At 65.8% G+C, this 25,951-nt stretch carries 26 protein-coding genes and 1 tRNA gene; 18 read left to right on the top strand and 9 right to left on the bottom strand.

The genetic code is table 11. The annotated features are described in order from the left end of the window. The first annotated feature begins 117 nt into the window (after positions 1-117). Positions 118-468: a hypothetical protein gene (locus tag ASF06_RS05025; RefSeq protein ID WP_157439083.1), complete on the top strand. Its 351-nt coding sequence runs from the start codon at positions 118-120 to the stop codon at positions 466-468. On the opposite strand, the gene ASF06_RS05030 is transcribed toward ASF06_RS05025, so the two are convergent. Further along, on the bottom strand, positions 465-845 hold the full coding sequence (locus ASF06_RS05030; protein WP_055946170.1) for an iron chaperone: 381 nt from the start codon (positions 843-845) through the stop codon (positions 465-467). The two genes, ASF06_RS05025 and ASF06_RS05030, sit on opposite strands and share 4 nt — an antisense overlap. A gap of 143 nt (positions 846-988) precedes the next feature. Between ASF06_RS05030 and ASF06_RS05035 the strand changes: the two genes are divergently transcribed. The 5 genes from ASF06_RS05035 (at position 989) to ASF06_RS05055 (ending at position 4,694) form a co-directional block, all read left to right on the top strand. After that, positions 989-1,426 carry a DUF1801 domain-containing protein gene (locus ASF06_RS05035; RefSeq protein WP_055944304.1) on the top strand — a complete coding sequence of 146 codons (438 nt, stop codon included), beginning with the start codon at positions 989-991 and terminating at the stop codon, positions 1,424-1,426. Positions 1,427-1,550: 124 nt separating this feature from the next. Further along, positions 1,551-2,135, top strand: coding sequence for an RNA polymerase sigma factor (locus ASF06_RS05040; protein ID WP_055944307.1), 585 nt, complete (start codon positions 1,551-1,553; stop codon positions 2,133-2,135). Further along, the gene (locus ASF06_RS19815) at positions 2,132-2,956 is read left to right on the top strand and encodes a hypothetical protein (RefSeq protein ID WP_055944311.1); all 825 of its coding nucleotides are present in this window, start codon (positions 2,132-2,134) and stop codon (positions 2,954-2,956) included. The genes ASF06_RS05040 and ASF06_RS19815 overlap by 4 nt, the downstream gene beginning before the upstream one ends. A gap of 34 nt (positions 2,957-2,990) precedes the next feature. Beyond that, positions 2,991-3,824 carry a peroxidase-related enzyme gene (locus ASF06_RS05050; protein ID WP_326941023.1) on the top strand — a complete coding sequence of 278 codons (834 nt, stop codon included), beginning with the start codon at positions 2,991-2,993 and terminating at the stop codon, positions 3,822-3,824. 90 nt (positions 3,825-3,914) lie between these two features. Next, complete coding sequence (locus ASF06_RS05055; RefSeq protein ID WP_055944314.1) at positions 3,915-4,694, top strand: dienelactone hydrolase family protein; 780 nt, start codon at positions 3,915-3,917, stop codon at positions 4,692-4,694. A 143-nt stretch (positions 4,695-4,837) separates the two neighbouring features. Here the strand turns inward: ASF06_RS05055 and ASF06_RS05060 are convergent, their stop codons facing one another. After that, positions 4,838-5,614 carry a FadR/GntR family transcriptional regulator gene (locus ASF06_RS05060; protein ID WP_200920323.1) on the bottom strand — a complete coding sequence of 259 codons (777 nt, stop codon included), beginning with the start codon at positions 5,612-5,614 and terminating at the stop codon, positions 4,838-4,840. Positions 5,615-5,680: 66 nt separating this feature from the next. On the opposite strand from ASF06_RS05060, the gene ASF06_RS05065 reads away from it, so the two are divergent. From ASF06_RS05065 to ASF06_RS05095, 7 genes are all read left to right on the top strand, one after another. Continuing rightward, positions 5,681-6,946, top strand: a complete 1,266-nt coding sequence (locus tag ASF06_RS05065; RefSeq protein WP_082500728.1) for an ABC transporter substrate-binding protein — start codon at positions 5,681-5,683, stop codon at positions 6,944-6,946. A 72-nt stretch (positions 6,947-7,018) separates the two neighbouring features. After that, the gene (locus ASF06_RS05070; protein WP_055944323.1) at positions 7,019-7,939 is read left to right on the top strand and encodes a carbohydrate ABC transporter permease; all 921 of its coding nucleotides are present in this window, start codon (positions 7,019-7,021) and stop codon (positions 7,937-7,939) included. Beyond that, positions 7,936-8,769, top strand: a complete 834-nt coding sequence (locus ASF06_RS05075; RefSeq protein ID WP_055944325.1) for a carbohydrate ABC transporter permease — start codon at positions 7,936-7,938, stop codon at positions 8,767-8,769. Before ASF06_RS05070 ends, ASF06_RS05075 begins: the two co-directional genes overlap by 4 nt. A gap of 62 nt (positions 8,770-8,831) precedes the next feature. Then, the gene (locus tag ASF06_RS05080; RefSeq protein WP_268750640.1) at positions 8,832-9,980 is read left to right on the top strand and encodes a mandelate racemase/muconate lactonizing enzyme family protein; all 1,149 of its coding nucleotides are present in this window, start codon (positions 8,832-8,834) and stop codon (positions 9,978-9,980) included. Further along, positions 9,977-11,182 carry a fumarylacetoacetate hydrolase family protein gene (locus ASF06_RS05085; protein ID WP_055944331.1) on the top strand — a complete coding sequence of 402 codons (1,206 nt, stop codon included), beginning with the start codon at positions 9,977-9,979 and terminating at the stop codon, positions 11,180-11,182. The genes ASF06_RS05080 and ASF06_RS05085 overlap by 4 nt, the downstream gene beginning before the upstream one ends. Next, complete coding sequence (locus ASF06_RS05090) at positions 11,179-12,711, top strand: aldehyde dehydrogenase (NADP(+)) (protein WP_055944334.1); 1,533 nt, start codon at positions 11,179-11,181, stop codon at positions 12,709-12,711. The genes ASF06_RS05085 and ASF06_RS05090 overlap by 4 nt, the downstream gene beginning before the upstream one ends. Further along, on the top strand, positions 12,708-13,541 hold the full coding sequence (locus ASF06_RS05095; RefSeq protein ID WP_055944337.1) for an oxidoreductase: 834 nt from the start codon (positions 12,708-12,710) through the stop codon (positions 13,539-13,541). Before ASF06_RS05090 ends, ASF06_RS05095 begins: the two co-directional genes overlap by 4 nt. A 26-nt stretch (positions 13,542-13,567) precedes the next feature. On the opposite strand, the gene ASF06_RS05100 is transcribed toward ASF06_RS05095, so the two are convergent. The 5 genes from ASF06_RS05100 to ASF06_RS05120 form a co-directional block, all read right to left on the bottom strand. Next, positions 13,568-13,642, bottom strand: a tRNA-Arg gene (locus ASF06_RS05100). Positions 13,643-13,821: 179 nt separating this feature from the next. Beyond that, on the bottom strand, positions 13,822-14,319 hold the full coding sequence (locus ASF06_RS05105; RefSeq protein ID WP_055927508.1) for an HNH endonuclease: 498 nt from the start codon (positions 14,317-14,319) through the stop codon (positions 13,822-13,824). 346 nt (positions 14,320-14,665) lie between these two features. Next, the gene (locus ASF06_RS05110) at positions 14,666-15,625 is read right to left on the bottom strand and encodes a C40 family peptidase (protein WP_055944340.1); all 960 of its coding nucleotides are present in this window, start codon (positions 15,623-15,625) and stop codon (positions 14,666-14,668) included. A 237-nt stretch (positions 15,626-15,862) separates the two neighbouring features. Then, a complete protein-coding gene (locus tag ASF06_RS05115) occupies positions 15,863-17,638 on the bottom strand; it encodes a hypothetical protein (RefSeq protein WP_055944343.1) in 1,776 nt (591 codons plus the stop codon). 231 nt (positions 17,639-17,869) lie between these two features. Continuing rightward, positions 17,870-18,562, bottom strand: a complete 693-nt coding sequence (locus ASF06_RS05120; protein ID WP_055927500.1) for a metal-dependent transcriptional regulator — start codon at positions 18,560-18,562, stop codon at positions 17,870-17,872. 88 nt (positions 18,563-18,650) lie between these two features. Between ASF06_RS05120 and serC the strand changes: the two genes are divergently transcribed. After that, positions 18,651-19,763, top strand: coding sequence for a phosphoserine transaminase (serC, locus tag ASF06_RS05125; RefSeq protein ID WP_055944346.1), 1,113 nt, complete (start codon positions 18,651-18,653; stop codon positions 19,761-19,763). A gap of 399 nt (positions 19,764-20,162) precedes the next feature. Here the strand turns inward: serC and ASF06_RS05130 are convergent, their stop codons facing one another. Both ASF06_RS05130 and ASF06_RS05135 read right to left on the bottom strand, forming a co-directional pair. Further along, the gene (locus ASF06_RS05130) at positions 20,163-20,915 is read right to left on the bottom strand and encodes a DUF3027 domain-containing protein (RefSeq protein ID WP_055944349.1); all 753 of its coding nucleotides are present in this window, start codon (positions 20,913-20,915) and stop codon (positions 20,163-20,165) included. A 6-nt stretch (positions 20,916-20,921) separates the two neighbouring features. Further along, positions 20,922-21,302, bottom strand: a complete 381-nt coding sequence (locus ASF06_RS05135; RefSeq protein WP_055927490.1) for a cold-shock protein — start codon at positions 21,300-21,302, stop codon at positions 20,922-20,924. A gap of 93 nt (positions 21,303-21,395) precedes the next feature. On the opposite strand from ASF06_RS05135, the gene ASF06_RS05140 reads away from it, so the two are divergent. The 4 genes from ASF06_RS05140 to ASF06_RS05155 all read left to right on the top strand — a co-directional run bounded on the left by ASF06_RS05140 (position 21,396) and on the right by ASF06_RS05155 (position 25,943). Next, complete coding sequence (locus tag ASF06_RS05140; RefSeq protein WP_055927487.1) at positions 21,396-21,665, top strand: hypothetical protein; 270 nt, start codon at positions 21,396-21,398, stop codon at positions 21,663-21,665. Next, positions 21,662-23,446, top strand: coding sequence for a helicase-associated domain-containing protein (locus ASF06_RS05145; protein WP_055944352.1), 1,785 nt, complete (start codon positions 21,662-21,664; stop codon positions 23,444-23,446). The genes ASF06_RS05140 and ASF06_RS05145 overlap by 4 nt, the downstream gene beginning before the upstream one ends. Before the next feature lie 59 nt (positions 23,447-23,505). Continuing rightward, a complete protein-coding gene (locus tag ASF06_RS05150; RefSeq protein ID WP_055927482.1) occupies positions 23,506-25,158 on the top strand; it encodes a DNA repair helicase XPB in 1,653 nt (550 codons plus the stop codon). 95 nt (positions 25,159-25,253) lie between these two features. Further along, on the top strand, positions 25,254-25,943 hold the full coding sequence (locus ASF06_RS05155) for a response regulator transcription factor (RefSeq protein WP_055927476.1): 690 nt from the start codon (positions 25,254-25,256) through the stop codon (positions 25,941-25,943). Positions 25,944-25,951 lie beyond the last annotated feature (8 nt).

Consider the following 25,951-nt stretch of genomic DNA (forward strand, 5'->3'; position numbering starts at 1 on the left):
TGAACGCAGGGCCAACGGTGGTGTGCGTGGGGCTGCGCGGGGCGCCGGACGCTCCCTCTGCGATACTCGGGACGGGGCTGCTCAATCCGGGCCCGCTGAGATCAGGAGCAGACCCGCATGACTTTCGTACCGCATCCCGTGGTCATGCCTGTCAGCTCACGACGAGCACTTCTGGGCTTCTGGCTGTGGGCCGCAGCCGTTGCTCTGTTCGTCGTCGGAGTGATCCTCGGCATCGCACTCTACGACGTGCTTCCCAGCGATATGGGCGTGAACCAGTCGCTCGTGTTCCCGATCGCGGCAGGATTCATCGCGATTCCGGTGAGCACGATCGGACTCGGTTTCGCCATCACGTCGCTGGTGAAGCGCGAACCGCGCAAGGGCCTGGCCATTGCGACGATCGTTCTGTGGGCGGCGACGCCGATCGTGGTGCTCGCCGTGGCCCGCGGCCTCGCGACTGTCGCCTCTTAGCCGCCTTCCGCGTGCCGCTGCGCGAGCGCCGCGGCCACCCGCCCGATGAGGTCGTACGGGATGGGTTTCGAGTACGGAAAGTTGACGGAGTCTTTGGCGGCGCGGAACGGCGCTATCTCTGCTTCGAGGGCGTCGTGCTCGGTCGACTCGCCGTCGTCGAGTCTCGCGATCGGATAGAGGCCGATGAACTTCTTCCAGGCGGCGTAGTGCAGTCCGTAGCGGCCGCCGAGCATCACGGCGGGCATGTCGTAGCGGTACTTCTCTTCGCCGCCGGGCACCGCCTCGAGCAGCGTGCGCCTGATCTCGCGCAGGATCTGCTGCCGCTCGGCGGGGAACGAGTCGATGTACTCGTCGACCGAGGTGAACTTCTCTGTCATGCGCCTCAGAGTCGCACGGAGCAGCTCGCCGATCAAGATCGGTCAGGATCGGAGAAGCGCGTGCCCTGCGGCCATCCCTAGTCTGAAGTCGACGCCGCATACACCGCGGCGCCCCCGTTCATGTATGACCGAAGGAGACCACCATGGCCGCAGCTGCCGAAGGACTGTCGAAAGAAGAACGCGACGCGGTCAAGGATCGCGCGAAGGAACTGCGGGAGGAGGCCAAGGCGGGCAAGAACCGCGAGGCGGGCGAGAAGGCCGTGGCGAAGGCGATCGCCGAGATGCCCGAATCGGATGCCGCTATCGCGGGCCGCATCCACGAACTGGTCGCGGAACACGCGCCCCAGCTGACTCCCAAGACCTGGTACGGGCAGCCCGCCTACGCGAACAAAGAGGGCAAGGTCATCCTGTTCGTGCAGAGCGCCGCGAAGTTCAAGACGCGGTACTGCACGCTGGGCTTCAGCGAGGACGCGGCGCTCGACGACGGGGAGATGTGGCCGACGTCATTCGCGGTGATCTCGGTGACGCCCAGCGTCGAGAACGCGATCACGGAGTTGATCGTGCGGGCGTCTGGCAGGTAGATCATGCCCACAGGCGGCGCCAGAGGCAGCGGCTCGGAGAACCTCTGACGACATCTCCTGAATGGATTGACGCCGAAAAGCCTGCATTGGGAACCGCTGCGACCCGCGCGGACACTATAGGTATATGGGCGCAAATGAATTCGAGGAGTGGCGCGTTCTCGAGCGCGTCAATGCGGGCGACGCAGACGCGTTCGGGTTGCTTTTTGACTTGCATCACGATCGAGTCTTCCGGCACGCATTGCGCCTGACCGCATCAGTGCACGATGCCGAAGACATCACCGCCGTCGTGTTTCTCGAATCATGGCGCCGCAGAACCTCCATGCGGGTCACAGACGGGTCGACGATTGCCTGGCTGCTGGTGACGACCAACTATGTGTTCCGCAACTTCGCCCGCTCTTCGCGGCGCTATCGCGTTGCTCTCGAACATCTCCCGCTGCCCGAGGACACCCCCGATCACGCGGAAGCGACAGACGAGCGGCTCGATCTGGATGCCCGCCGGGTCGCTCTCCGAGAGGCACTAGCTCAGCTTCCACGCCGAGACCAGGACGTCCTCACGCTGTGCCTCCTCGAGGAGCTCAGCACCGCCGAAGCAGCCGAGGCGCTCGGCATAGCCTCGGGAACGGTGAAGTCCCGCCTTTCCCGCGCAAAGGTGCGACTCAGCGAACTTTTGCGACAACCAGATTTGACTTCGATGGGAGGCGAGCGATGAACAACGAACCGACTTTCGACCCGCGGCGCAAGAGTGCGATCCGCGATCTCATCGTCACAACCGCGCGAACGTCGACATCAAGATCCCGACGCGGTCGCGGCAGGCGAGTAGCCGCAGTCGCCACGTTGGTGGTGCTGGCGCTCGGCATCTCGAGCGGAGTCGTCTATGCGTTGAGCACGGGCATCCTCGACCCGAGCCCTGTAGCCAGCGTCACTCCGACCCCGAGCCAGACTCCCACGCCGGCCCCCGCCACCCCTACTCCCACACCGACAACGCCTCCAACCCCCGCGGCGCCCACGATCGACCTCAACGATCCCAGCACCTGGGTCATCGGTTTTGATGGGGTCGGCCCGGTCAAGCTCGGTTCCTCGTTCGAAGAACAACAACAGACGCTTCCCGCCTTCACCGACTTCACCGACACGGTGTGCGTCGGTTTCAATGTGGATCTCCAGGCTCCAACCGGATTCGCCATTCGCTTCATCGGATCACCGGACCGGCCAAACACGACGGCGGCGATCACGTTCGGCGATGGCGGTTCGCCCGTCATCGACGATCGAGCGGCCACCCCGAAGACAGCCGAAGGCATCGGCATCGATTCGACGAAGGAAGAACTGCTGTCGACGTACCCCGGCATTGAGAAGACAGGGATGTATCAGAGCGACGAAAACTCCTACTACGGTCTCTCCGACGGCAACGGTGGGTGGATCGTCTTCGCCATCATCAACGACACCGTGGGGGTGATACAGATCGCCAACGAGTCCCTCATTCCGTACGAAAACAACAGCGTCAAGACCGTGCCCTCCGAGCGCTGCCCAGCGTGACCGCCAAAGCACCGCGGAACACGCGCCGCAGCTGATGCCGAAGACCTGGTACAGCCAGCCCGCCTACGCGAACAAGGAGGGCAAGGTCATCCTGTTCGTGCAGAGCGCCGCGAAGTTCAAGACGCGGTACTGCACGCTGGGCTTCAGCGAGGACGCGCCGCTCGACGACGGAGAGATGTGGCCGACGTCGTTCGCGGTGACAGCTGACGGCCGCGGCGGTGAAGAAGATCGCCGACCTGATCGTGCGCGCCGCCGGCTAGTAGTAGATGTCGCGCTGAGTCGGTGGCACGATGGCGGCATGAGCATCATCGTGACGCCCGAACCGGGCGAGGCGACCGGCGAGGTCGCAGAGATCTATGCGGAGGACATCGCAGACATGGGCTACGTGCCCAGCCATACGCGGGCGATGGCAACCAACCCCGAGGCCTACCGAGCCTGGGAGAACCTCATCGGCGCTATCGCGCGCCCCATGGACAAGCGGCGCTACGAACTGATCACCCTCGCGGCCGCGGGGGCACTGCGCTCGAAGGCCTGCCGCCTCGCGCACGGAAAGAAGTCCCTGAAGTTCATCTCCGAAAACGAGCTCGTTCGCATCGCCCGCGACTATCACGACGCCGGTCTGTCGGCTGCGGAGGTCGCGATGATGGAGTTCGCCGAGAAGCTCAGCACCGACTCGGCGGAGATGACGGATGCCGACAGCACGACCCTGCGCGAGCACGGCTTCACCGACCGCGAGATCGTCGATATCGCCCTCGCGGCTGCGGCCCGAAACTACTACAGTCGGGCGCTTCACGCGCTCGGGGTTGAGGTGGATGTTCCGTCAGGGCTCAGCGAGCCGCTTCGCTCGGCGCTGGTCGACACGCTGTAGCTCTCGCGTGCGACGGGCGACCATGTTGAACTGGAGAACGTCAGCCACCTGCACGTCCGACAAGATCAATCAGAGAGAAGATCCGGCTTCATGACGACTATCGACCCGACCCCAGCCTTCAGCCCCCAACACGAGGCCCTGATCAAGAGCGTCCCTCTCCGTGACGGCAGTTCGATCCAGTCGGAGCGCATCTCATACGAACACGATGGCTCCTCCCTCGAGGGTTACCTCGCCTGGGACTCCTCCGCCACCGGACCGCAGCCCGGAGTGCTCGTCATCCACGACTGGTACGGGGAGGGCGAATACGTGCACGCCCGGGCCCACATGCTTGCCCGCCTCGGCTACGCGGCTTTCGCCGCCGACATCTACGGAGCCGGAGTGCGCCCCCAGGGTGACGAGGCACCCGCCGTGGCCGGCACGTTCTACGCCGACAAGCAGCTGCTTCGCGCCCGGGTCCAAGCGGGCTTCGATCGCCTGCGCTCGGATTCCCGAGTCGACCCCGACCGCATCGCTGTGATCGGCTACTGCTTCGGCGGTTCGGCCACCCTCGAGTTCGCGCGCACCGGAGCGCCTATCGCGGGCGCGGTCTCCTTCCATGGCGGACTCATCACCCATGAGCCCGCGGATGTCGCGAGCCTCCGCGCTCCCCTGCTCGTGCTCACCGGCGCCGACGACCCGGTCGTACCCGACGAGGCAGTCGTCGCCTTCGAGAATGAACTGCGCACTGCGCCAGAACTCGACTGGCAGATCGTGAGCTACAGCGGAGCCCCGCACGCATTCACCCAACCGATGCTCCCGAGCTACAGAGCGAAGGCCGACGTCCGTAGCTGGAAGGCGATGGAGGCGTTCTTCGACGAGATACTCGCCTGAATCCCGGCAAGCACTCGAGCCGAGCTGGCGACCTTGTGTCGATCCAGTGCAGGGGCAAGGGCGGGAGATCGACTGGCGCTTGGCAGAGAGACCGATCCGCAAAAGAAGCTTCCGACAGACGTCCGTGGAGGCACGTCCGCGCCTTACTCCTCGGAGAACGGCGGTTCACCTGATTGAAGATCGACAGCGGAGTCCCTCAGGGCGTGCCGCATCGCGGCCTCGGCCGCGTCGGAATCGTGGGCGCGGACAGCCTCGAGGACGCTCCTGTGATCGGGAACGGGGTCGAGCCATCGAGCCCCGGGATGATGTTGAATCCTGTTGCGCGCACCGACAGCGTGAATGATCATCACGTCGAGCCGTGCGTAAAGTTCGTTATGCGTGGCCTTCAAAAGCAGCAGGTGAAAGTCGAGATCTGCCGCTGTCAGGTCGGCGATGTTCTGCCCGGCCTCTTCGAACCGCATAAAGGCCGTCTCGAGCTGGTCGAGATCTTCGTCCGTGCGTCGCAGCGCCGCAAGTCGTGCCGCAGCAGGCTCAATGACATCCCGTAGCTCCGACAGGTCGGCGAGTAGTCGATCGTCATCGCGCTGGGCCTCGCGGCGCCACATCATCACATCGGTATCGAGCAAATTCCATGCCTCGCGGTCGCGCACGAAGGTGCCTCGTTTCGGGCGCGAGTCGACCAGACCCTTTGCGCCGAGAACCCGCAGCGCCTCCCGCACGACAGTCTTGCTCACTCCCAGTTCGGGCTCCAAAGCGTCGATGTCGATCGTCGAACCCGGCGGGTGATCTCCCCTGATGATGCGCAGCCCGAGCTGGGCGACGACCGCGCCGTGAATCCCACGGCCTGGGTAGATTGCCATGCTGCCTGACTCTAGCGCACGGAATTCGCTGCGCGTCGGACCTCTTGCGTCTTTATTCATTTATTAGTAATTTATGTTTTTACGCGGTAATCGCGTTCCCCATCACCGCTTACAAAGGAGTAATTGATGACGCACAGTCCTGTCCGCAGACGAGTGGTCGCATCCATCGCCGCGATCACCGCAGCGGGAATCGTCCTGTCGGGCTGCTCCGGCTCATCCCCCGATTCGGCCGACGACGGCACCGTCGAGCCCGCGACGATCACGTTCGCGGCATCAACGTTCGGAGACCCCGGACTCGGTCCCCGCTTGCAAGCACTCGTCGATGAATTCAACGCAGAGCAGGATGTCGTCACTGTCGAGGCCGCATCCGTTCCGTTCCCCACATTCGGGCAGACGGTGCTCACTCAGATGGGAGGCGGAGAAGGACCCGACTTGATCCGTTTCGACATGCCCGAGTTCTCCTCTGCCGGTTCGGCAGGGCTGCTCGAGCCGCTCGATGACAAGATCGATGCAGACGAGCTGGGGCTGCAGGAGGGCCCCGACCAATACATGTCGATCGACGGGTCCCGCTACGGCGTTATCTTCGACACCTCGAACTACGTCATGTACTACAACACCGATCTCATCCCCACGCCCCCGGAAACGTTCGACGAGTTCGTAGCCACGGCGAAGTCGACTACGCAGGGAGATGTCTACGGGCTGGCGTTCCGGCAGACCCAGGCAGAGGAGAACGGTGTCTGGCAGGACATCTTCAACTACGTCTACGGCTTCGGCGGCCAGTGGTCCGACGGCGAGAAGCTCACGCTGAACGACCCGAAGAACGTCGAAGGGCTCGAAGCCTTCCAATCGCTCTACGACGCAAATGTCATCCCGAAGGGCGCCGACGCCGCGACCTTCCGCAAGATGTTCGCTCAGAACCTTGTGGGTATGGAGCTGAACAACGGCGGCTACCTGGTGGCAACCCGTGGCACCAACCCCGACCTGAACTTCAGCGTCGCCCCCATCCCTTTCCCCGAGCGCAGGCAGGGCGCGATCATGGCGCCGATCACCATCAACGCGAACAGCGAGCACAAGGATGCCGCAATGGCGTTCATCAACTGGGTGCTGGAGTCCGACCATCAGGTCGAGCTGCAGGAGGCGCTCGGTGCATCGAGTGTGGCCACGAAGACCGAGCGAAGTGCCGAGGCGCTCGAGGAGACACCATTCCTTCCGGTCTATGACGAGCTGACCGAGACGAGCCTTCCGCAGATCGTTCTGGGCTTCGGGGCGGAGACGCCGGACATCCGCAAGATCGTCGTCACCGAAGTCGTCGCAGCCCTGCAGGGGCAGCAGTCGATGGAGACCGCCATGGACAACGCACAGAAGCAGGCCACCGACCTCGTCGGTGGCTGACCCACCCGCGCCGGTGCGGGCGGGTCAGCCCGCCCGCACCGGCACACTATTCCTACAGACCGGAGGATCGCTATGACAGCGATCAGATCGAAACCCCTGCGCCGGCGAAAAAGCCCGCTGGGCAGCAGATGGACCCCCTATCTCCTGTTCGGTCCGGCGGTGCTCTACATCGTCGTGTTCCAGGCCGTCCCCTTGCTGCAGGAGATCTGGCTGAGCTTCACCCGCACCAGCCTCCTGAATCCGGGCAGAAGCGTTTGGGTCGGCATCTCCAACTACACGACCGTCTTCGCCAGCGAGAGCTTTCGGCAGACTCTTCTCACCACGTTGTTGTACGTCATCGTCTGCGTCATCGGTGCGGTCGTGTCTGGACTTGTCGTGGCGCTTCTGCTCAACGCGAAGTTTCCCGGCCGCGGCATCGCCCGGGCGCTGGTAACCGTCCCCTGGGCAGCCCCGGGAATCGCGACCGCCCTGATCGCGACCTGGATGTTGAATGCCCAGTACGGCATTGTCAGCCGCACTCTGAACGCGCTGGGACTGGGCGTCGGTGGTGGTGGCATCCTCGACAACGCTGAACTGGCACTCCCCGCAATTCTTCTGACGACCATCTGGCAGCTCTTTCCCTTCGTCTCCGTCGTCCTCCTCTCGGCACTCCAGTCGGTTCCCGAGGAACTCGTCGAGGCGGCCAAAATGGATGGCGCCGGTCGAGCCTGGGTGTTCCGGGTCGTGACCTGGCAGGTCATCAAGCCAACGGTCGGGTTGGTCGCTCTTCTCATCACCATCTGGTCGCTTCGCCGGTTCGAGTTGATCTGGCTCATGACGCGAGGCGGTCCGCTCGGATCGACTCGAACTCTGGTCATCGACCTCTACTCGCAGGCCTTCGACTCCAAACAGCTCGGCACAGCTGCCGCCATCGGCATGGTGGGCATCATGATCTCGCTGATTGTCATCGTCGGAGCCCGCTTCGTCACCCGCGCCACGGAAAGAGAGTCATGATGCGACGCCTACGTCTCGGAGTCACTCTCCGCATGCTCGCTGTTCTGGTCGTTCTCGGAATCGCGGTCTTCCCCCTTTACTGGATCTTCACCACGGCGCTGACGAGCGACTCCGAGCTGTTCGGCAGTGAGCCGCGCCTCATCCCGGACCTCTCGCGCTTCTCCGTCTTCATCGAGGCCCTGGTCGACGGTCAGACGCTCATCTGGCTCCGCAACAGCCTGATCGTCGCTGTTGGAACCACGGTGCTCTCCATCGGACTCGGAATTCCTCTGGGCTACGCGCTGTCGCGGTTCTCCTTCCGCGGCAAAGTGGCTATCGGTGTGCTCCTTCTTTTCACTCAGATGCTTCCCGAAGCGCTGCTGGTCGTGCCGCTGTTCGCGCTGTTCCGACAGTTCGGACTTCTCGACTCGCTCCAAGGCCTCATCCTGGCCGACACGGCGTTCGTCCTTCCGATCGTCGCGCTCATTCTGAAGGGTGCGATCGACGGGGTACCCCGTGAATTGGAAGAGGCCGCGAGGGTCGACGGGGCACGACCTTTGGGCGTTTTGCTCCGCATCAATATTCCCCTCATCGCCCCATCCATCGCGGCAGCCGCCGTCATTGCGTTCTTCAGCGCCTGGAACGAATACGTGTTCGCCGTCACATTCGTCTTCGACAAGAGCCTTCAGCCGGCTTCGGTCGGCCTCGCAGGGTTCATCGGTGAGCAGGGAACGCAGATCCAGACCATCATGGCGGTCGCCTTCCTCTTCACTCTCCCGGCCGTCGCTTTCTACCTGTTCGCACAAAAGTACGTCGTGTCCGGCATGACTGCCGGCGCAGTCAAGGGATAAGGACCCCAGTGAAGATCACCAAGCTCGACACCATTACCGTCGACTTCTATCGCACGAACCTCGTGATCGTACGGCTGCAGACCGATGAAGGAATCACCGGCGTGGCCGAGGCCACTCTGGAGGGTCAGGAACTCGCCGTTCAGGGTGCGGTCGCGCTGCTCTCCGATGCGGTGAAGGGCAAAGACCCGACCAGAATCTCCCAGACGATCTACGAGTTGGGCCGCGACGCATACTGGCGCGGCGGGCCTGTCACGATGACCGCGCTCAGCGCCCTCGAAATGGCCATGTGGGATGTCTCCGCTCGGGCGCTGAACGTTCCCGTGCACAAGATGCTGGGGGGAACGTACCGAGATCGGGTCAGGGCATACGCCAACGGATGGTTCTCGGGCGCGCAGACGCCTGAGCATTTCGCCGAAGCTGCCGTGGCCACGGTGAAGAGTGGATTCCGAGGCCTGAAATGGGACCCCTTCGAAGCTGCTGATCTGACCCTGGAGACGCGGGACCTCGATCGAATGATCGAATGCATCGCGGCGGTCCGAGAAGCCGTGGGCGATGAGGTCGACCTGTTCATCGAGGGCCATGGACGCTTCAATGTGCCCACGGCGATTCGTGTGGCCAAAAAGCTGGAGCAGTTCAACCCGATTTTCTTCGAGGAGCCGTGCCCGCCCGACAGCATCGATGCCCTGGTCGAAGTACGCAGCAAATCACCGATTCCGATCGCAGCGGGCGAACGCTGGTTCGGTCGGCAGGGGTTCGTTCCCGCGCTGGCCCGAGGCGCCGTCGACTACGTTCAACCCGATGTCACGCACGCCGGCGGTCTGCTCGAGCTCTCCTTCATCTCGACTCTCGCGGCGAACTACTACGTTCCGTTCGCACCGCACAATCCCAGCGGGCCGTTGAGCACGGCCGCCACATTGCAGTTGGGAGCGACCCTTCCCAACTTCCGCTACCTCGAGATCATGGCCACCGATGTGCCGTGGCGCACCGAGATCTCGAATGAAAACCTCACGCTCACGCCCGAGGGCGACGTGCTCATTCCGGAGGGAATCGGTCTCGGCATCGACCTCGATTTCGACGCGATGGCAGAACACCCCTATGTCCCTCATCCGATGCGGATCTTCTCCGATACGATCGCGGACATCCGGCCGCCCGATGCCCGGTCCTATTTCAGCCGGACAAGCCCGATAACGTCCTCTGCGAGCATACGATGACAGCCTCGACCACGGCACGGTACCTCCCCGAGCGGGATGCGGTGCTCATCGGTCGGATTTTCGACCCGGTGTCGCGATCACCCAGAGTGGTCGGACTCCATCGCGGCATCCTCTCGGATCTCTCGTCGATCGTCGGAACCGTCTCTGAACTCCTGGAACGGCCCGACGCGGTTTCCGTGGTGCGGCAAGCCCCGGCTGCCGCATCCTGGCTGATCGACGACGTGATCGAGGAGTCTTTGGGGGCTCACGACGACTCGCCCCGACCCTGGCTGCTCGCGCCCATAGATCTACAGGTCATCAAGGCGTGCGGCGTCACCTTCGCAGCAAGCCTGATCGAGCGCTTGATCGAGGAGCGCGCGGGAGGAGACGCGAGCCGGGCGGCCGAGGTGCGCGACGCAGTCACTCGGGCGATCGGCTCCGATGTCCTCTCCATCCGACCGGGAAGCCCCGAAGCCGCCGCCGCGAAACGCGAGCTGCAGGAACGAGGAATGTGGTCACAGTATCTCGAAGTGGGCATCGGCCCCGATCCCGAGGTCTTCACCAAGGGACCCGTGCTGTCTGCCGTCGGTTTCGGCCAGCACATCGGCGTACCGTCGTTCTCCGAGTGGTCCAACCCCGAACCCGAGCTCGTCTTGATCGTCGACTCGCACGGTCGGGCCAGAGGCGCGACCCTGGGCAATGACGTCAACCTGCGCGATGTCGAAGGCCGCAGCGCCCTGCTGCTCGGGATGGCGAAGGACAACAACGGGTCGACGGCGATCGGCCCCTTCGTGCGGCTGTTCGATGAGAACTTCACGATCGATACTCTGCGCGAAGAGGTGGTCGAGCTCACGATCACCGGCGAAGACGACTTTCGACTCGAAGGTACGAGCAGGGTGTCCGAGATCAGCCGACCGTTCGAGTCGCTCATTGCCGCTGTGCACGGCGCCCACCACCAGTACCCCGATGGGTTCGCCCTGTTCACGGGCACCCTCTTCGCCCCGACTCAGGATCGACTGCACCCGGGCGGCGGATTCACGCACGTTCACGGTGACCGCGTCGAGATCTCGAGCGAGCATCTCGGCAGACTGGTCAACGCCGTCGGCCGCGCGGAGGACATTCCCCGATGGGAATTCGGGATCACCGCTCTGATGCGCAGCCTCACGGATCGACACCAGGACCTATCAGGGGAGACCTCCGATCGAAAGGATGAAGCGCAGTGACCGACACAGCTACCAGTTCGGATCCACGGACGGGCACGAGGCACGAGACTGACATCCGTGCGACGTCGAGCGCAGAGGTGCGCCGGATGTGCGGGCTGGCCGACTCCGCAGCCAGAGATCTCGAGATGCTCGGCCGCGAAGGGCGAGCCGTCCTGCTCGAAAGCATTGCCGACGCGCTCGAGCAGGGCCGCGAGTCCCTGGTCGCTGTCGCCGACGAGGAGACCGCACTCGGCACGACCCGGCTTAATTCCGAGCTGACTCGCACCACGTTCCAGTTCCGGTTCTTCGCAGAAGTTCTGAGAGAGGGCAGCTATCTCGAAGCCTCCATCGACCCAGCGGCCTCTACCGGAATGGGTCCGCGACCAGACCTTCGGCGCATCCTCGTCCCTCTCGGCGCGGTCGCCGTATTCGGCGCCAGCAACTTTCCGTTCGCCTTCTCGGTGCCCGGCGGAGACACGGCCTCCGCCCTTGCCGCCGGATGCCCGGTCGTCATCAAGGCTCATGAGGCGCATCCGCGAACCTCTCGACTCACCTTCGAAGCACTGCAGTCAGGGTTGAAGGCGGTGGGCGCTTCGAGCAATGCCATCCACATCGTCTACGGACGCGAGGCTGGCGTCGATCTCGTCTCCGACCCTCGCATCCGGGCCGTCGGATTCACGGGTTCGCTCCGTGGAGGAGAGGCGCTGCTCGCCGAGATCGCCCGCCGAGACTCCCCCATCCCGTTCTACGGCGAGCTGAGCGGCCTCAATCCCTTGGTCGTCACTCCACGAGCGGCGGATGCGCGGGGCTCGGACATCGCGCGCGACCTCGTGGCGTCGTTCACTCTCGGGGCAGGTCAGTTCTGCACGAAGCCGGGGCTGGTATTCATACCTGCGTCGCCCACCGGTGATGCGATGGTCGAGGCTATGGCCGTGGCCGTGCGCGACATCCCCTCCCAGTACCTGCTGACCAGTGGCATCGCCGACAATTTCGGGGCTCAACTGGATCAGATCGGTGGCGCCGAGGGTGTCGAGCGGGTCGCCGTCGGCGCATCCGACGGGTCCAACGAGTTCGCGGTCGGCAGCCACCTGTTCAGTGTCGACGTCCGTCACCTGACCGAGACGCTCACCCGCGAGTGCTTCGGTCCGGTGTCGCTGATCGCTCGCTATCGCACCGACACCGAGCTGCTCGATGCCCTCGCGACCCTCGAGTCGTCGCTGACGACGAGCATCCAGCTCGATGCCGACGAGACCGCGTTGCCGATCCTGATCGAGAAGACGATGCGCGACAGGACAGGTCGTTTCGTGTACAACGGCTACCCCACAGGAGTCGCCGTCTCCTGGTCGCAGCACCACGGCGGCCCATGGCCGTCGACGAATTCGCTGCACAGTTCGGTGGGCGCAACCGCCATTCGACGTTTCCTGCGGCCCGTATCGTGGCAATCGGCTCCCGAGGCACTCCTTCCCCGTGAGCTGCGCGACGGGTTCACCTCGATTCCGCGCCGAATCGATGGCATCCTCGTCACCCCGACAGATCGGACCTCACTATGAGAACGTGGCTCATCACCGGTTCCTCGAGCGGTCTGGGCCGGGCGCTGGCCGCCGCCGTACTCAAGCGCGGTGACAACGTGGTGCTCGCCGCGCGCACGCCCGCAGACGTCGACGACCTCGGCTCGGAGTACCCCGAGACAACTCTGGTCCAGAAGCTCGATGTGACGGACTCGGAACAGATCCTGGCCACGGTGTCTGCGGCCGTGGCACGGTTCGGAGCCGTCGACGTGCTCGTGAACAACGCGGGCTACGGCTACCGCGCTGCCGTCGAAGAAGGCGACGACGACGTCCGGAGGCTATTCGACACTCACGTCTTCGGCTCCGTGGCCTTGATCAAGGCGGTGCTCCCGCAAATGCGGGCGCGCCGATCCGGAACCATCGTCAGCGTCTCGTCCGTCGGAACCCAGCTCACCCCGGCTGGCTCCGGATATTACGTCGCCGCAAAGGCAGCCGTCGAGGCGCTGACGGGATCCCTCCGAAAGGAACTGCTGCCACTCGGCATCCACGCGATGACTGTCGAGCCAGGGGCCTTCCGCACCGACTTCTCGGGTCGCTCACTGAGCCAGTCCGTCAGGGCCCTGCCGGACTATGCGGAGACGGCGGGGCTCCGCCGAAAAGAGAACGACAGCAGCTCGGGCACACAGCCGGGTGACCCCGCGAAGGCGGCTCTCGTCATCCTGGCAGCGGTCGATGCCGCGACGCCGCCGCCGCTCCTCGCGCTCGGATCCGATGCGATCTTTGCCCGGAGGAAAGCGATGGAAGCCACGACGGCGACCCTCGAACTCTGGCAGGAGATGAGCATGCACACCGACGTCGACAGCGAAGCCTGAGCAGGTAGTTGCAGCATGGTCAGTTCTGGTGCCCCTGGAGGGACTCGAACCCCCAACCTGTTCCTTAGGACGGAATTGCTCTTCCATTGAGCTACAGAGGCTGGCCTTTAGGAGTTTAGCTTAGAGAGAAGAGCCGGTGGTCTCGATACGGTCGCTGCACGACCCGCTCGACCGGCGCATCCAACGTGCCCGCGGCGAAGCCGGCCATAAATAGGGCGCGGCTAGGCCGTTCGATGGCGACACGGGACTTCCCTTCGACAAGCTCAGGGAACGGCGGCGGCTACGCCGCGCTCTCGATGTAGCCCTCCCAGGCCGGCTCCGCGCGCTCCGCTCCGCGGACCGTCCAGCCCGACTGGTGCGGCATCTTGGGCGTCGCCCGCAGAGTCCAGCCCATCTCGGCCGGAGTGCGGTCGCTCTTGATGTTGTTGCAGCGCAGGCAGCAGGCCACGAGGTTCTCCCACGTGTCCTTGCCCCCGCGCGACTTGGGCTGCACGTGGTCGATGGTGGTCGCCGCTCCCCCGCAGTACAGGCAGCGCATGCCGTCGCGGCGCAGCACTCCCCTGCGCGACACGGGCATGAGCCTGGTCGACGGGATGCGCACGTAGCGGGTGAGGATGATCACGCTCGGCCGGTCGAACAGGCCAGAGGTGGCCCAGACCGGATGCTCGACATCGCTCTCGATGATGGTCGCCTTCTCGTTCATCACGAGAACGATGGCGCGCTTGAACGAGACCACTCCGAGTGGCTCGTATCCCGCGTTCAAAACAAGTGTTCGCATTGTTGCCCTTTCGAATTGCCCTGCACGGCTTGCAGGGACCCGATGTGTCACCCATCGATTTTCAAGCGATTACAAGAGCAAATGGACACAAAAAAGGGCACCGTCGAAATGACAGCACCCTAACTGAGCCGAACCCGGCTCAGACAACGTCCACTCGTGTGCCTCCTGACACTCAGCAGGCGGCAACCCGTGGTGCGGATGCTCCTGCCAGATATCACGAGGTCTCCTCTAAAGGCTCGAATAATTGCAGTAAGGCTAACCCACGAACGGCGTACCACAAATTCGTGGCACGCCGTCCGGGTGAGCTGTAACCGATTGTTCACAAACCGGCCAGCGGCGATTCTGTCTAGACGATGCGCACGAAGTAGTAGCTGCCCCAGAGTGCACGGTGCTCGACCATGCGGCCCCAGTCGGGCGAGTCGATCACTCCGCCGGCGCCATCGTAGATGCCGATGTGGTACATCGGCCACACCACGAGGTCGCCCGGCTGGGCGTCTTCGGGCGAGACGCGGATGCCCATGGCCGCCTGGTTTCCGACGATGCGCGGCAGATAGATGCCGAACTGGCCGAACACGTACTGGGTGAGCCCGTCGCATCCGAAACCGGCCTCGGGTGTGGCGCCGGCACTGTAGGGAACGACGCCGACGAACTGCTCGGCGTAGTCGACGACGGCCTGCCCGCTGTAGGCGCCGGAGGGCGGGTTCACGGCGAAGGTGCCTGCGGCGGGTGCTTCGGCGGAGGCAGCCGAGGCTGCGGCGGTGCTGGCCTCGGTGGCGGCGACCGCGGCCGCGGCGGCGTCGCGCGCTGCCTGCAGTTCTTCACTCGTGGGAGCGGTGTAGGCGTCACGGCTCACGGCCAGCGCGGCAGCGTTGTCGTCGACCGTGATGCTCTGCGCGGCCCCCGCCAGGTCGGCGGAGTTGTTCGCATCGAAACCCGCGGTGCCGTTGCCGAACGCGTAGGCGGGAAGGGCCATCGTCGCGATGAGGCCCAGGGCGAAGGTCATGACGACCCCGCCTGCGACGTTGCGGCGGGTCGGCATCTTCAAGCGGCGGGGCGGGGCCGTCTTCACGGTCGCCTTGGCGACGGGTGCGGATGCGCGGGGCGCCGCGATCACCGACGTCGCCGAGCGGGTCACCACGGTGGTGGGTCGCGGCACAGACGGAACGATGTCCGACTCCGACTCGCGACGCTCGCGGCGCGATCCTGGCGCGGCAGCCGTGTGGCTCACACCGGCAGGGGTGTCGATCGAGGTGTTCGGGTTCTGCTGGTCGTTCGGGGCGTCCAGCGGCTCACGAAGTTCGGTCAAGATCTATACCTCCGGCACCTCTCGCAGCATCTAGGGTGCCGCCCCGTCCCACTGAATTGTCTGCGGGTCACGCTCACCGAGAGACGGGGGAAAGAGGTGTCTCGGCGCCGTCCAAAGCCGCGATCTGGCCGTCTGGACTCGTCCGATGGTACGGGAGCGTTACCGTTTTGTCACCTTCCAGAGGACATTTTTAACGAATCGGTAACGGAGAAGATGAATGAACCTCAGCCGAAACGGCTACTTGAAGTCGGTGTCGAGGTTCACGTTGAGCCCCTCGGTCGCGTTTCCCACGTCGATATGCATGTGGGTGCACGAGTCGCTGAACTCCTTGAAGTTCTGCAGATTCAACGAGATTCCGGCCGACGAGCGGCACTCTCCCTGGCCCAGGTTCGAGCCGGGCGGCATGATCGGATCGAGGATCTCGGCGAACTTCACCGTGTTCGCGTCGGCGCCCGGAACGGATGCTCCGTTGATCAGGTAGAAGTCCACGGCATGCCCGCCACCGTTGGTGTAGTGCGACGAACTCGTCCCGCCGCCCTCGATCTGGCCCGTGCACTTGCGGTTGATGTCGCTGACCGCCACGGTGTTGAACGAGCGCACGGCAATCACCATCACCTGCAGGATGCGCAGGTCGATTCCGCAGTCGGGCTTCACCACGCCGTCGGCCAGGGCCTGGATCTCGGGGATGTGATCGGGCACCGACCCCTTGAGCCTGCCGGCCGCGACGGCCGCCATCAGCTCCTGGGCGAGCTTCTGCGATTCTTTCGACACGTAGCTGTTCGTCGTGGAATAGAGGGAGCCGGGCGCACCCTCCGCGTAGAAGTCGTCGCGAACCGCGTTCAGCGCCGGCCCCTCCCCCACGGAGAGGTTCTGGCTGTCGGTGACGTCTCCGACGCTCTGCACCGCTTGGAAGTCGGAGGGGGTCGCGAAGCCCAACGACGGAATCGACAGCGACACCACGAACAGGGCGGCGATCATCATCACGAAGCCGGCCAGAACGCGGCGCTTGATCGGCTGCGAGCGGGCGTGCGACACGAACGTTCCGCTCGACGACGACATGAGCTCGGCGACGGGCACGGAGCGTCTCACGCGCGGCGAGGCGATGGGCACCGGCTTGGACGCCTCATCGGCTCCAGACGTGGCCAGCGCAGTGAACGGCTCGGGTGCCACGTGGGGTTCGGCGAAGTCGACCTCGGCGCTCAGCACCGTCTCGGCGGCGATGTGCTCGGCGGTCTCGCCCTCGACCACCGGATGCTGCGCCACCAGTTCGATCTCGAGAGGCACCGTCTCGAGATTGGCGACCGCGAGCATCCGCTCGTCGACGGCGGGCTCGGGAGCCTGCTCTACCGCGGGCTCGTCCGGCGCCTCAGCGGCTGGCTCGGACGCCGGCTCCGGCGTCACTTCGGCGGACGGCTCGGGAGTCACGGTCGGGTCGACGTCGATGGGGGCACCGGCGCGGGCGCGGCGTCCACGACGAGAGATCGGGGCGTCGGCGGCAGGCTCGGTCTTCGGCGGCGCCGCCTCGACGACAACGGGCTCCGGGTCGGACTCGGGCTCCGACTCGATCGCCGGCTCCAGCTCCGGCTCGGGAGTCGGCTCCGGCTCCAGCACAGGCTCCGGCTCGACGACGGGATCCGTGTCGACCACAGGCTCCGGGTCGGGCTCGGGGACCGTGTCGACCACAGGGTCCGGCTCGACAGCCGGAACCGGCTCGACCACGGGCTCCGGGGCGACGGGCGCGTCTGGCCGGGCCACGGCATCCGGAACCCGATCGACGACGGCGGGCCGCTCGGAGTAGCGCTCGTCGAGCTCGCGCTCGCGCAGCTCGCGGCGACTCAGCCCGGCTGAGGCCTGGGCTGCGGCGGAGCGGTGCTGCGCCTCCGCCTCGGCTTCGGCCTGCTCCCGGTCGCGCAGTTGGCGGCGGCTCAGCGGAGCGGCGGGCGGTGCCGTGCGTGAATCGCGTCGTCGTCGAGGATTCTCGACGCTCTTGTGCGATTCAGCGGGTTCGACCACGGGGCTTGAGATCCTTCGACGCCATCAATGGCAGACATGTCCGACCGTCTGGGCGCAGAACGGGACCGGGTAGTGCAGGAGACAGTCGGAGGGCGCATCCTGATCCGGCGCTCCGCCGCCCGAACGAGCGGGGGAACTGTTCGAGGGTATGCGAATCTCCCTCATCTGTCACTCTGGCCCGGCCAGCTGCCAGGCCGCGACCAGCGCGCAGACAGAATGCGCGCCCTTCGGTCAGATGCCGACGAAGATGTGACCCGCGACCTCGTTGGGCAGTTCGAGGCCCTCGGGGAAGCCCTCGACCTCGACGAGGATGTACGAGCCGACCTGAGAGAACGCGGCCTTATTGCCGGGAACGACGCCGAACTGCTTGAGCTGCAGCAGCAGCTCGGGGTCGACCTGCGCCGGCTCGCCGAGGCGGCGGATGGTCTTGGTCTGCGGGCCCACGGCACCGTGAACGAGGCTCAGGAGATTGACCACGCCGCGGGTGAACGGCACCGCTGCCGCGTCGCCGAACTCGTCGAGGCCGGGAATCGGGTTGCCGTAGGGCGATTCGGTGGGGTGATCGAGCATCTCGATGATGCGACGTTCGACCTGCTCGCTCATGACATGCTCCCAGCGGCATGCCTCTTCGTGCACGTACTCCCAGTCGAGCCCGATGACGTCGCTGAGCAGTCGCTCGGCGAGGCGGTGCTTGCGCATGACGTGAACGGCCTTGGTGCGGCCGATGCCGGTGAGCTCGAGGTGACGATCGCCGGAGACCACGACGAGGCCGTCACGCTCCATGCGGCCGACCGTCTGAGAGACCGTAGGGCCGGAGTGGCCGAGGCGCTCCGAGATCCGAGCGCGCAGCGGAATGATGTTCTCCTCCTCCAGTTCGAGGATCGTGCGGAGATACATCTCCGTGGTGTCAATGAGATCGGCCAACGATCACTCCTTAGGAAGTTGCGCACGTACGCCTCCACCATAACGTTTGAGAACGGTGGGTAAGGCTCGGCTCACTAGACTTAACCCCATGCCTGAACTGACAATTCCCAGCGCCCTTCTGCCCACCGACGGCCGTTTCGGCTGCGGACCGTCGAAGGTGCGGCCCGAGCAGCTCGTCGACCTCGCCACCCGCGGCGCCTCTCTTCTGGGAACGTCTCACCGCCAGGCACCGGTCAAGAACCTCGTCGGATCGGTGCGCGACGGGCTCTCGAACCTCTTCTCGCTGCCCGAGGGCTACGAGGTCGTGCTCGGCAACGGCGGCTCGACCGCGTTCTGGGACGCGGCCGCATTCGGCCTCATCGAGAAGCGCAGCGAGCACCTCACCTTCGGCGAGTTCGGCTCCAAGTTCGCCGCAGCCGCGAAGGCTCCGTGGCTCGAGGCACCTCACGTGATCAACGCAGCGGGCGGGTCGCGTAGCGAGATCGAGGTCGTCGAGGGCGTGGATGTCTACGCCTGGCCCCACAACGAGACCAGTACCGGGGTGATGGCTCCCGTGAAGCGGGTTCACGGCGATGCAGGCGCGCTCACGGTGGTCGACGCGACCAGCGCGGCCGGCGGCATCCAGTTCGACGCGGCCGAGACCGACGTGTACTACTTCGCTCCGCAGAAGAACTTCGCGTCAGACGGCGGCCTCTGGTTCGGACTCTTCTCCCCCGCCGCCATCGAGCGGGTCGAGCGCATCGCCGCGTCGGGGCGGTACATCCCCGAGTTCCTCAGCATCAAGAACGCCGTCGACAACTCGCGACTCAACCAGACTCTCAACACTCCCGCCATCGCGACGCTCGTGATGCTCGACAACCAGATCGATTGGATCAATGGCAACGGAGGGCTCGCCTGGGCCTCGGCGCGCACCACGGAGTCGTCGTCAGCGCTCTACGACTGGGCCGAGGGCGTCGACTACGCCAGCCCGTTCGTTGCGAACCCCGAGCACCGCTCGCAGGTGGTCGTCACGATCGACTTCGACGACTCGATCGACGCGGCCGCCATCGCCAAGGTTCTGCGCGCGAACGGCATCGTCGACACGGAGCCCTACCGCAAGCTCGGTCGCAACCAGCTGCGCGTGGCCACCTTCGTGGCGATCGAGCCGTCAGACGTGCGCGCGCTCATCTCGTCGATTGAGTTCGTGGTGGAGAACCTCTAGCACGCGCCCCTGCGCTGGTCTCGATACGCTGCGGCCGCGGGCGGCCTCCGCTACTCGGCCGGCGCGCTCTGAACGCAGAGAACGGGCGGAGATTCGCACATCCGACGCGAATAGCGCGTCGGATAGTCAGATCTCCGCCCGTTTTAGTTCTGGCTCGCCGGAAGATGCCCTTCGACAGGCTCAGGGAACTGAACGCGACGCCCTTCGACAGGCTCAGGGAACTGAACGCGACGCCCTTCGACAGGCTCAGGGAACGGAACGGGACGCCCTTCGACAGGCTCAGGGAACGGGACGCGGAGCCCTTCGACAGGCTCAGGGAACGGAACGGGACGCCCTTCGACAGGCTCAGGGAACGGAACGCGGAGCCCTTCGACAGGCTCAAGGAACGGGCGGCGCTCCTCAGCGCAGGTCTTCGGGCGCGTCTTCGTCGTAGTAGACGCTCGAGCGGGGCTCGGAGTCGTCGAGCTCGACAACCGTGAGGCCCTCTTCGTCGACGTCGACGGTCTGCTCGGGCGAGGCCTCACGAGGCGCGTCGTCGCCGCGAACGAGAACCGACGCGTCGAGAACGGCGGCCTCGGCGTGCTCGTGCACGGCGTCGTCGAGAACGTCGTCGTCGAGAATGTGGTCGTCGAGGTCGAGCTCGTCCTCGATGTCCTCGTCGTCGGAGTCGACATCTGCTTCGTCGTCGAAGTCCTCATCGTCGTCGTCTTCCGCGAGCGCGGCCGCGTCCTGGGCGAGCTTGTAGTCCTCGAGCCGCTCGGACCACGGGGTCCACTCCGGAGAGAGCACGGCGCCCTCGCCCGGAAGCAGCTCGGTCTCGAGCACGTTCGGCTCGCTCTCGTCGTCGATGCGCGAGAGGGTCGCCGTCCAGTGCCAGTCGGGGTACCCGGGCATCAGCGAGGCGAAGTGCAGGCTGAGCACGTGCTCGTCGTGGGTGGTGTGCCCCACGACCGCGCCGATGGTCGACGCGGGCGTGATCTCGAGCAGCGCAGCGCGCGCCTGATCGACGGCGGCGAGCAGCACGGGGTCTGCCTCGAACTCCACGGACGCCTCGACGGTCTCGGTCTCGACGGTCTCGGCTTCGACAGTCTCGGTCTCGGGCTCGACCTCTGCGTCGGACGAGCCGTCAGGGGTCGGATCGGAGTGCTGCACCGGTGTCTACGCGTCCAATTCGTCGGCGACCTTGCGCAGCAGCGCAGCGATCTTGCGGCTGTGCGCCGTGTCGGGGTAACGACCCCGCTTGAGGTTCGTTCCGATTCCGTCGAGCACCTTCACGAGGTCTTCGACGATGATCGACATGTCGTCGGCCGGCTTGCGGCTGAGCTTCACGAGGCTGGGCGGGGCTTCGAGCACGCGCACCGAGAGGGCCTGGGCGCCGCGCTTGCCGTCGGCGATGCCGAACTCGAGCTTGGTGCCGGCCTTGACCGTCGTACCTGCGGGCAGGGCTGACGCATGCAAAAAGACCTCTGAGCCGTCATCGGAGCTGATGAAGCCGAAGCCCTTCTCGTCGTCGTAGAACTTGACCTTGCCGGTAGGCATTCGCGGATCTCCTTGTGTGAATTCGGCTCGCTAAGTGGCTAGCGGGCACACGATAGCCTAACGGCCCCGCGCTGAGACCGTATCCTTGGACCTGTGACAGACAAGCAGACACCGCCGGTTCGCTCCAGCGAGCGCATCCTCGCGTACATGATCGCCGGCATCATCGGGGCGTCGCTGCTCTGCTTCGCGGCGTTCCTCATCGCCTCCCTGGCGGGAGTGCGCGGCGAGGCACTGTCGCAGGGCGTCTGGCCGGCTGTGGTGATCTTCCCCCTCATCGGCCTCCCGATCGGCCTCGTGCTGATCCTCGTGCTGCTCTTCACGAATCTCCGCCGCCGCGCCAAGGAGGCACCGAAGCCTCGATGAGCGACACTCTCGCTCTCGCCGGTCGACTCCAGCTCCTGGACGACGACCACCTCGTCGCGCTCGCCTCACTGAGGCTCCACGACGCCCGCGGCATCAAGGACTTCTTCGACCTCGCCGACAGGCTCCTCGACCCCGCGTCGATCGACGCGGCGCTCGCCGCCCTGCCCCGCCGCACCCTCGCGGCCCTCGCGCATCCATCGCCCGACGCCGACCCGGCAGACCTCGAGCCGGCAGCGCGCCTCTTTCTCACCGACGGCGAGACGCCGGGGCACGCTCTGGATGCCGTCACCCGCGTTCTCGAGTCGTGGCCCGACCGCGGTCTTCCGTCGCCCGAGCAGCTCGCCACCGAGCCCCCGCCGGCCGACACCGACCGGGCCCAGCAGCGCGACACGAGCGACCGGATGGCGGCGGAGCGCGCGTTCACGGCGACCGCCGGCATCGCGGAGCTCATCCACGAACTGCGCACGATGCCCGTGCGCGAACTGGCCAAGGGCGGCGTGGCCGCGCCCGACGCCAAGCGGCTTCTGGCCTCGCTCGCCATCGCGCCCAACGACCTCGACGCGCTGCTGCGCATCGCCCGCCGCGCCGGCCTCGTGACGCTCGACGATCTTCTCTGGTCGACGACGGAGGAGGCGCTCCCCTGGCTCCTGAAGGGGTCTGCCGATCGATGGGTCGCCCTGGCGACCTCGTGGCTCGACGCACTCGCCGACGACATCGGAGGGGTTCTGCGCTCGCGCAGCCGCCGACCGTGGGGCGCAGACGCGCAGCGCACCATCGCCTACCTCTATCCGGCAGGCGGAGACGCCCTGCGCGGTCGCGTGGCCTTCGTGCTCGACAGCGCCGAATACCTGGGCATCACCGCGAACGGCTACCCCGGCGCCGCCGCACGAGCCCTGCTCGACAACACCACGGAGCCGCTGTCGAGCGTGGCCGCGGCACTGTTGCCCGCAGAGGTCTCCAACGTGTACCTCCAGCACGACCTCACGGTCATCGCGCCCGGTCCGCTGACTCCGGATGTCGACGTGCGGCTGAGAACGCTGGCCGACATCGAGGGCCGCGGCCTCGCATCCACCTACCGCATCTCGGCCGCCAGCGTGACCCGCGCCCTGGCCGAGGGAGAGACCGCCGAGGGCATCCTCTCGTTCTTCCGTTCCGTCTCGCTCACCGGTGTTCCCCAGCCCGTGGAGTACCTCGTCACCGAGGCCAGCTCCCGCTACGGCCGGCTGCGGGTGGGAGCGGGCAGCCCCGACGACGAGGCACGCGGCATCGCGAGCTATGTGCGCAGCGACGACGATTCGCTACTCAGCACGCTCGCCGTCGACCACGGCCTCGCCTCGCTCGGGCTCGAGCACGACGGCGCAGACCGCCTCACCAGCCGCTTCCCGTTCGACACGATGTTCTGGATGATCTCCGACGCGCGCTACCCCGTCGTGGCGGAGCGGGCATCCGGCGCCACCTTCGCCCCCGTTCGCACGCGCACCGCACCGCGGAGGGCCGCGCCGACCCCCACCCCCTTCGTCGACCTCGTCGCCCGTCTGCGCGAGTCCGCGCACGCGGCCGGCGATGCGCCCGAGGCGTGGATCGCGCGCCAGCTCGACGTCGCCATCAAGGCCAAGAGCCCCCTCGCGGTGAGCGTGGGCATGCCCGACGACAAGACCACGGTGTTCCTCGTGACGCCGCTGTCGCTGGCGGCGGGACGACTTCGGGCGATCGACGAGAAGGCGGGAGTCGAGCGCACCCTTCCCCTGCGCAACATCACCGCCGTCGCACCCGCGCCGTAACGCGCAAGCCCCCGCCGCCACGGGCGTGACACCCCGTTCAGCGGGTAGGATCGTACGTTATGCCGTCTGGCCCATTGATCGTCCAAAGCGACCGCACCGTGCTTCTCGAAGTCGCGCACCCCGATGCCGAGAACGCGCGCCACGAGCTCGCCGTGTTCGCCGAACTCGAACGCGCCCCCGAGCACATCCACACCTACCGCATCACCCGCCTCGGGCTCTGGAATGCCCGCGCCGCCGGCCACGAGGCCGCAGAGATCCTGGGCACGCTCGAGCGCTACTCGAAGTTCTCGATCCCCCAGGCCGTCTCCATCGACATCGAGGAGACGATCGCGCGCTACGGCCGCCTCGTCATCGAGCGCGACGACGAAGGCGGGCTGCTGCTGCGCGCCACCGATTCCGCGGTGCTCAGCCAGATCGCATCCGGCAAGAAGATCGCCCCTCTACTGGTCGAGCGCCGCGCGCCCGACACCTACGCCGTCGCCCCATGGGCGCGAGGCCAGCTCAAGCAGGAGCTGACCAAGCTCGGCTGGCCCGCCGACGACCGCGCCGGCTACACGCCGGGCACTCCTCACGAGATCGCCCTTCAGGAAGACGGCTGGGCACTGCGCGACTACCAGAAGCTCGCGGTCAGCAACTTCTTCGAGCGCGGCTCGGGCGTCGTCGTGCTGCCCTGCGGCGCCGGCAAGACACTGGTCGGCGCGGGAGCCATGGCCACGGCGAAGACGAACACGCTCATCCTCGTCACCAACACCGTGTCCGCCCGACAGTGGCGGAGCGAGCTGCTCAAGCGCACGACCCTCACAGAAGACGAGATCGGCGAGTACTCGGGCCAGCTCAAAGAGGTCAAGCCCGTGACCATCGCGACCTATCAGATCCTCACCGCCAAGCGGAAGGGAGCGTATGCGCACCTCGAGCTGCTCGACGCGCTCGACTGGGGACTCGTGGTCTACGACGAGGTGCACCTGCTTCCCGCTCCGGTCTTCAAGCTCACGGCCGAGCTCCAGGCCCGCCGCCGGCTGGGCCTCACCGCCACGCTGGTGCGCGAAGACGGACGCGAGGGCGACGTGTTCAGCCTCATCGGCCCCAAGCGCTTCGACGCCCCGTGGAAGGAGATCGAGGCCCAGGGCTTCATCTCCCCCGCCGAGTGCTTCGAGGTGCGCATCGACCTTCCCCAGAACGAGAGGCTCGAGTACGCGGCGTCGGCCGACGACGAGCGGTACCGCCTCGCCGCCACGGCGCCCGCGAAACTGGATGTCGTCAAGCGGCTCATCGAGAAGCACTCCGGCGAGCGAATCCTGGTGATCGGGCAGTACCTCGACCAGCTGCAGCAGCTCGAGACCGAGCTGGGCGTGCCCTCTCTCACGGGAGCCACTCCCGTCGCGGAGCGCGAGCGGCTCTACGAGGCGTTCCGCGACGGCACCGAGCCCATCCTCGTGGTGAGCAAGGTCGCGAACTTCTCGGTCGACCTTCCCGAGGCGAGCGTGGCCATCCAGGTGTCGGGGTCGTTCGGATCGCGCCAGGAGGAAGCCCAGCGCCTCGGCCGCCTGCTGCGCCCGAAGGAGTCGGGACTGTCGGCCAACTTCTACACGCTCGTGGCGCGCGACACGGTCGACCAGGACTTCGCCCAGAACCGCCAGCGGTTCCTGGCCGAGCAGGGCTACAGCTACACGATCCTCGACGCCGACGAGCTCAGCCCCCAGCCTGCCCGCTGAGAAGCGGCAAGGGCGTCCCGGCTCACAGGAAAGTTGACTTTTGTTCCCCAATCACTCCCAGACAACGCCCAGACAACCCGCAGATAATTGAGCCTATGACTGGCCCACGCATCCTGATCGTCGACGACGAACCCAACATCCGCGATCTGCTCACCACGAGCCTTCGCTTCGCCGGCTTCGCCGTGCGAGCCGTCTCGAACGGCGCACAGACCATCTCGGCCGTTCTCGAAGAAGAACCCGACCTGATCATCCTCGACGTCATGCTGCCCGACATGAACGGCTTCGGCGTTACCAAGCGCCTGCGGGCATCCGGCTACACCGCGCCGATCCTGTTCCTCACGGCGAAGGACGACACCGAAGACAAGATCACCGGCCTCACCGTCGGCGGCGACGACTACGTCACCAAGCCCTTCAGCCTCGACGAGATCGTCGCCCGCATCAAGGCCATCCTGCGACGCACGATGCAGGCCGACGAAGACGCGATCATCCGCGCCGGCGAGCTCACCATGGACCAGGACACACACGAGGTCTACGTCGGAGATTCGGCCATCGAGCTGAGCCCCACTGAGTTCAAGCTGCTGCGCTACCTCATGCTGAACCCCAACCGCGTGCTGTCGAAGGCCCAGATCCTCGATCACGTGTGGGAGTACGACTTCAACGGCGACGCCGGCATCGTCGAGAGCTACATCTCGTACCTGCGACGCAAGCTCGACGCCCACTCCGAGGAGTCGCTCATCCAGACGAAGCGCGGCTTCGGGTACATGCTGAAGGTCTCCAAGGCATAAGGCGCATC

The sequence above is a fragment of the Agreia sp. Leaf244 genome (assembly GCF_001422695.1).
In the GTDB taxonomy this organism is placed as follows: Bacteria; Actinomycetota; Actinomycetes; order Actinomycetales; family Microbacteriaceae; genus Agreia.

Bases quoted from the DNA above. Each gene is read 5' to 3' on its own strand.
- ASF06_RS05030 (WP_055946170.1), bottom strand. From the start codon at position 845: ATGACAGAGAAGTTCACCTCGGTCGACGAGTACATCGACTCGTTCCCC.
- ASF06_RS05075 (WP_055944325.1), top strand. From the start codon at position 7,936: ATGATGCGACGCCTACGTCTCGGAGTCACTCTCCGCATGCTCGCTGTT.
- ASF06_RS05105 (WP_055927508.1), bottom strand. From the start codon at position 14,319: ATGCGAACACTTGTTTTGAACGCGGGATACGAGCCACTCGGAGTGGTC.
- ASF06_RS05155 (WP_055927476.1), top strand. From the start codon at position 25,254: ATGACTGGCCCACGCATCCTGATCGTCGACGACGAACCCAACATCCGC.
- ASF06_RS05135 (WP_055927490.1), bottom strand. From the start codon at position 21,302: ATGCCTACCGGCAAGGTCAAGTTCTACGACGACGAGAAGGGCTTCGGC.
- ASF06_RS05085 (WP_055944331.1), top strand. From the start codon at position 9,977: ATGACAGCCTCGACCACGGCACGGTACCTCCCCGAGCGGGATGCGGTG.
- ASF06_RS05025 (WP_157439083.1), top strand. From the start codon at position 118: ATGACTTTCGTACCGCATCCCGTGGTCATGCCTGTCAGCTCACGACGA.
- ASF06_RS05095 (WP_055944337.1), top strand. From the start codon at position 12,708: ATGAGAACGTGGCTCATCACCGGTTCCTCGAGCGGTCTGGGCCGGGCG.
- ASF06_RS05055 (WP_055944314.1), top strand. From the start codon at position 3,915: ATGACGACTATCGACCCGACCCCAGCCTTCAGCCCCCAACACGAGGCC.
- ASF06_RS05040 (WP_055944307.1), top strand. From the start codon at position 1,551: ATGGGCGCAAATGAATTCGAGGAGTGGCGCGTTCTCGAGCGCGTCAAT.
- ASF06_RS05060 (WP_200920323.1), bottom strand. From the start codon at position 5,614: ATGAATAAAGACGCAAGAGGTCCGACGCGCAGCGAATTCCGTGCGCTA.
- ASF06_RS05065 (WP_082500728.1), top strand. From the start codon at position 5,681: ATGACGCACAGTCCTGTCCGCAGACGAGTGGTCGCATCCATCGCCGCG.
- ASF06_RS05145 (WP_055944352.1), top strand. From the start codon at position 21,662: ATGAGCGACACTCTCGCTCTCGCCGGTCGACTCCAGCTCCTGGACGAC.
- ASF06_RS05070 (WP_055944323.1), top strand. From the start codon at position 7,019: ATGACAGCGATCAGATCGAAACCCCTGCGCCGGCGAAAAAGCCCGCTG.
- ASF06_RS19815 (WP_055944311.1), top strand. From the start codon at position 2,132: ATGAACAACGAACCGACTTTCGACCCGCGGCGCAAGAGTGCGATCCGC.
- serC (WP_055944346.1), top strand. From the start codon at position 18,651: ATGCCTGAACTGACAATTCCCAGCGCCCTTCTGCCCACCGACGGCCGT.
- ASF06_RS05035 (WP_055944304.1), top strand. From the start codon at position 989: ATGGCCGCAGCTGCCGAAGGACTGTCGAAAGAAGAACGCGACGCGGTC.
- ASF06_RS05150 (WP_055927482.1), top strand. From the start codon at position 23,506: ATGCCGTCTGGCCCATTGATCGTCCAAAGCGACCGCACCGTGCTTCTC.
- ASF06_RS05050 (WP_326941023.1), top strand. From the start codon at position 2,991: ATGCCGAAGACCTGGTACAGCCAGCCCGCCTACGCGAACAAGGAGGGC.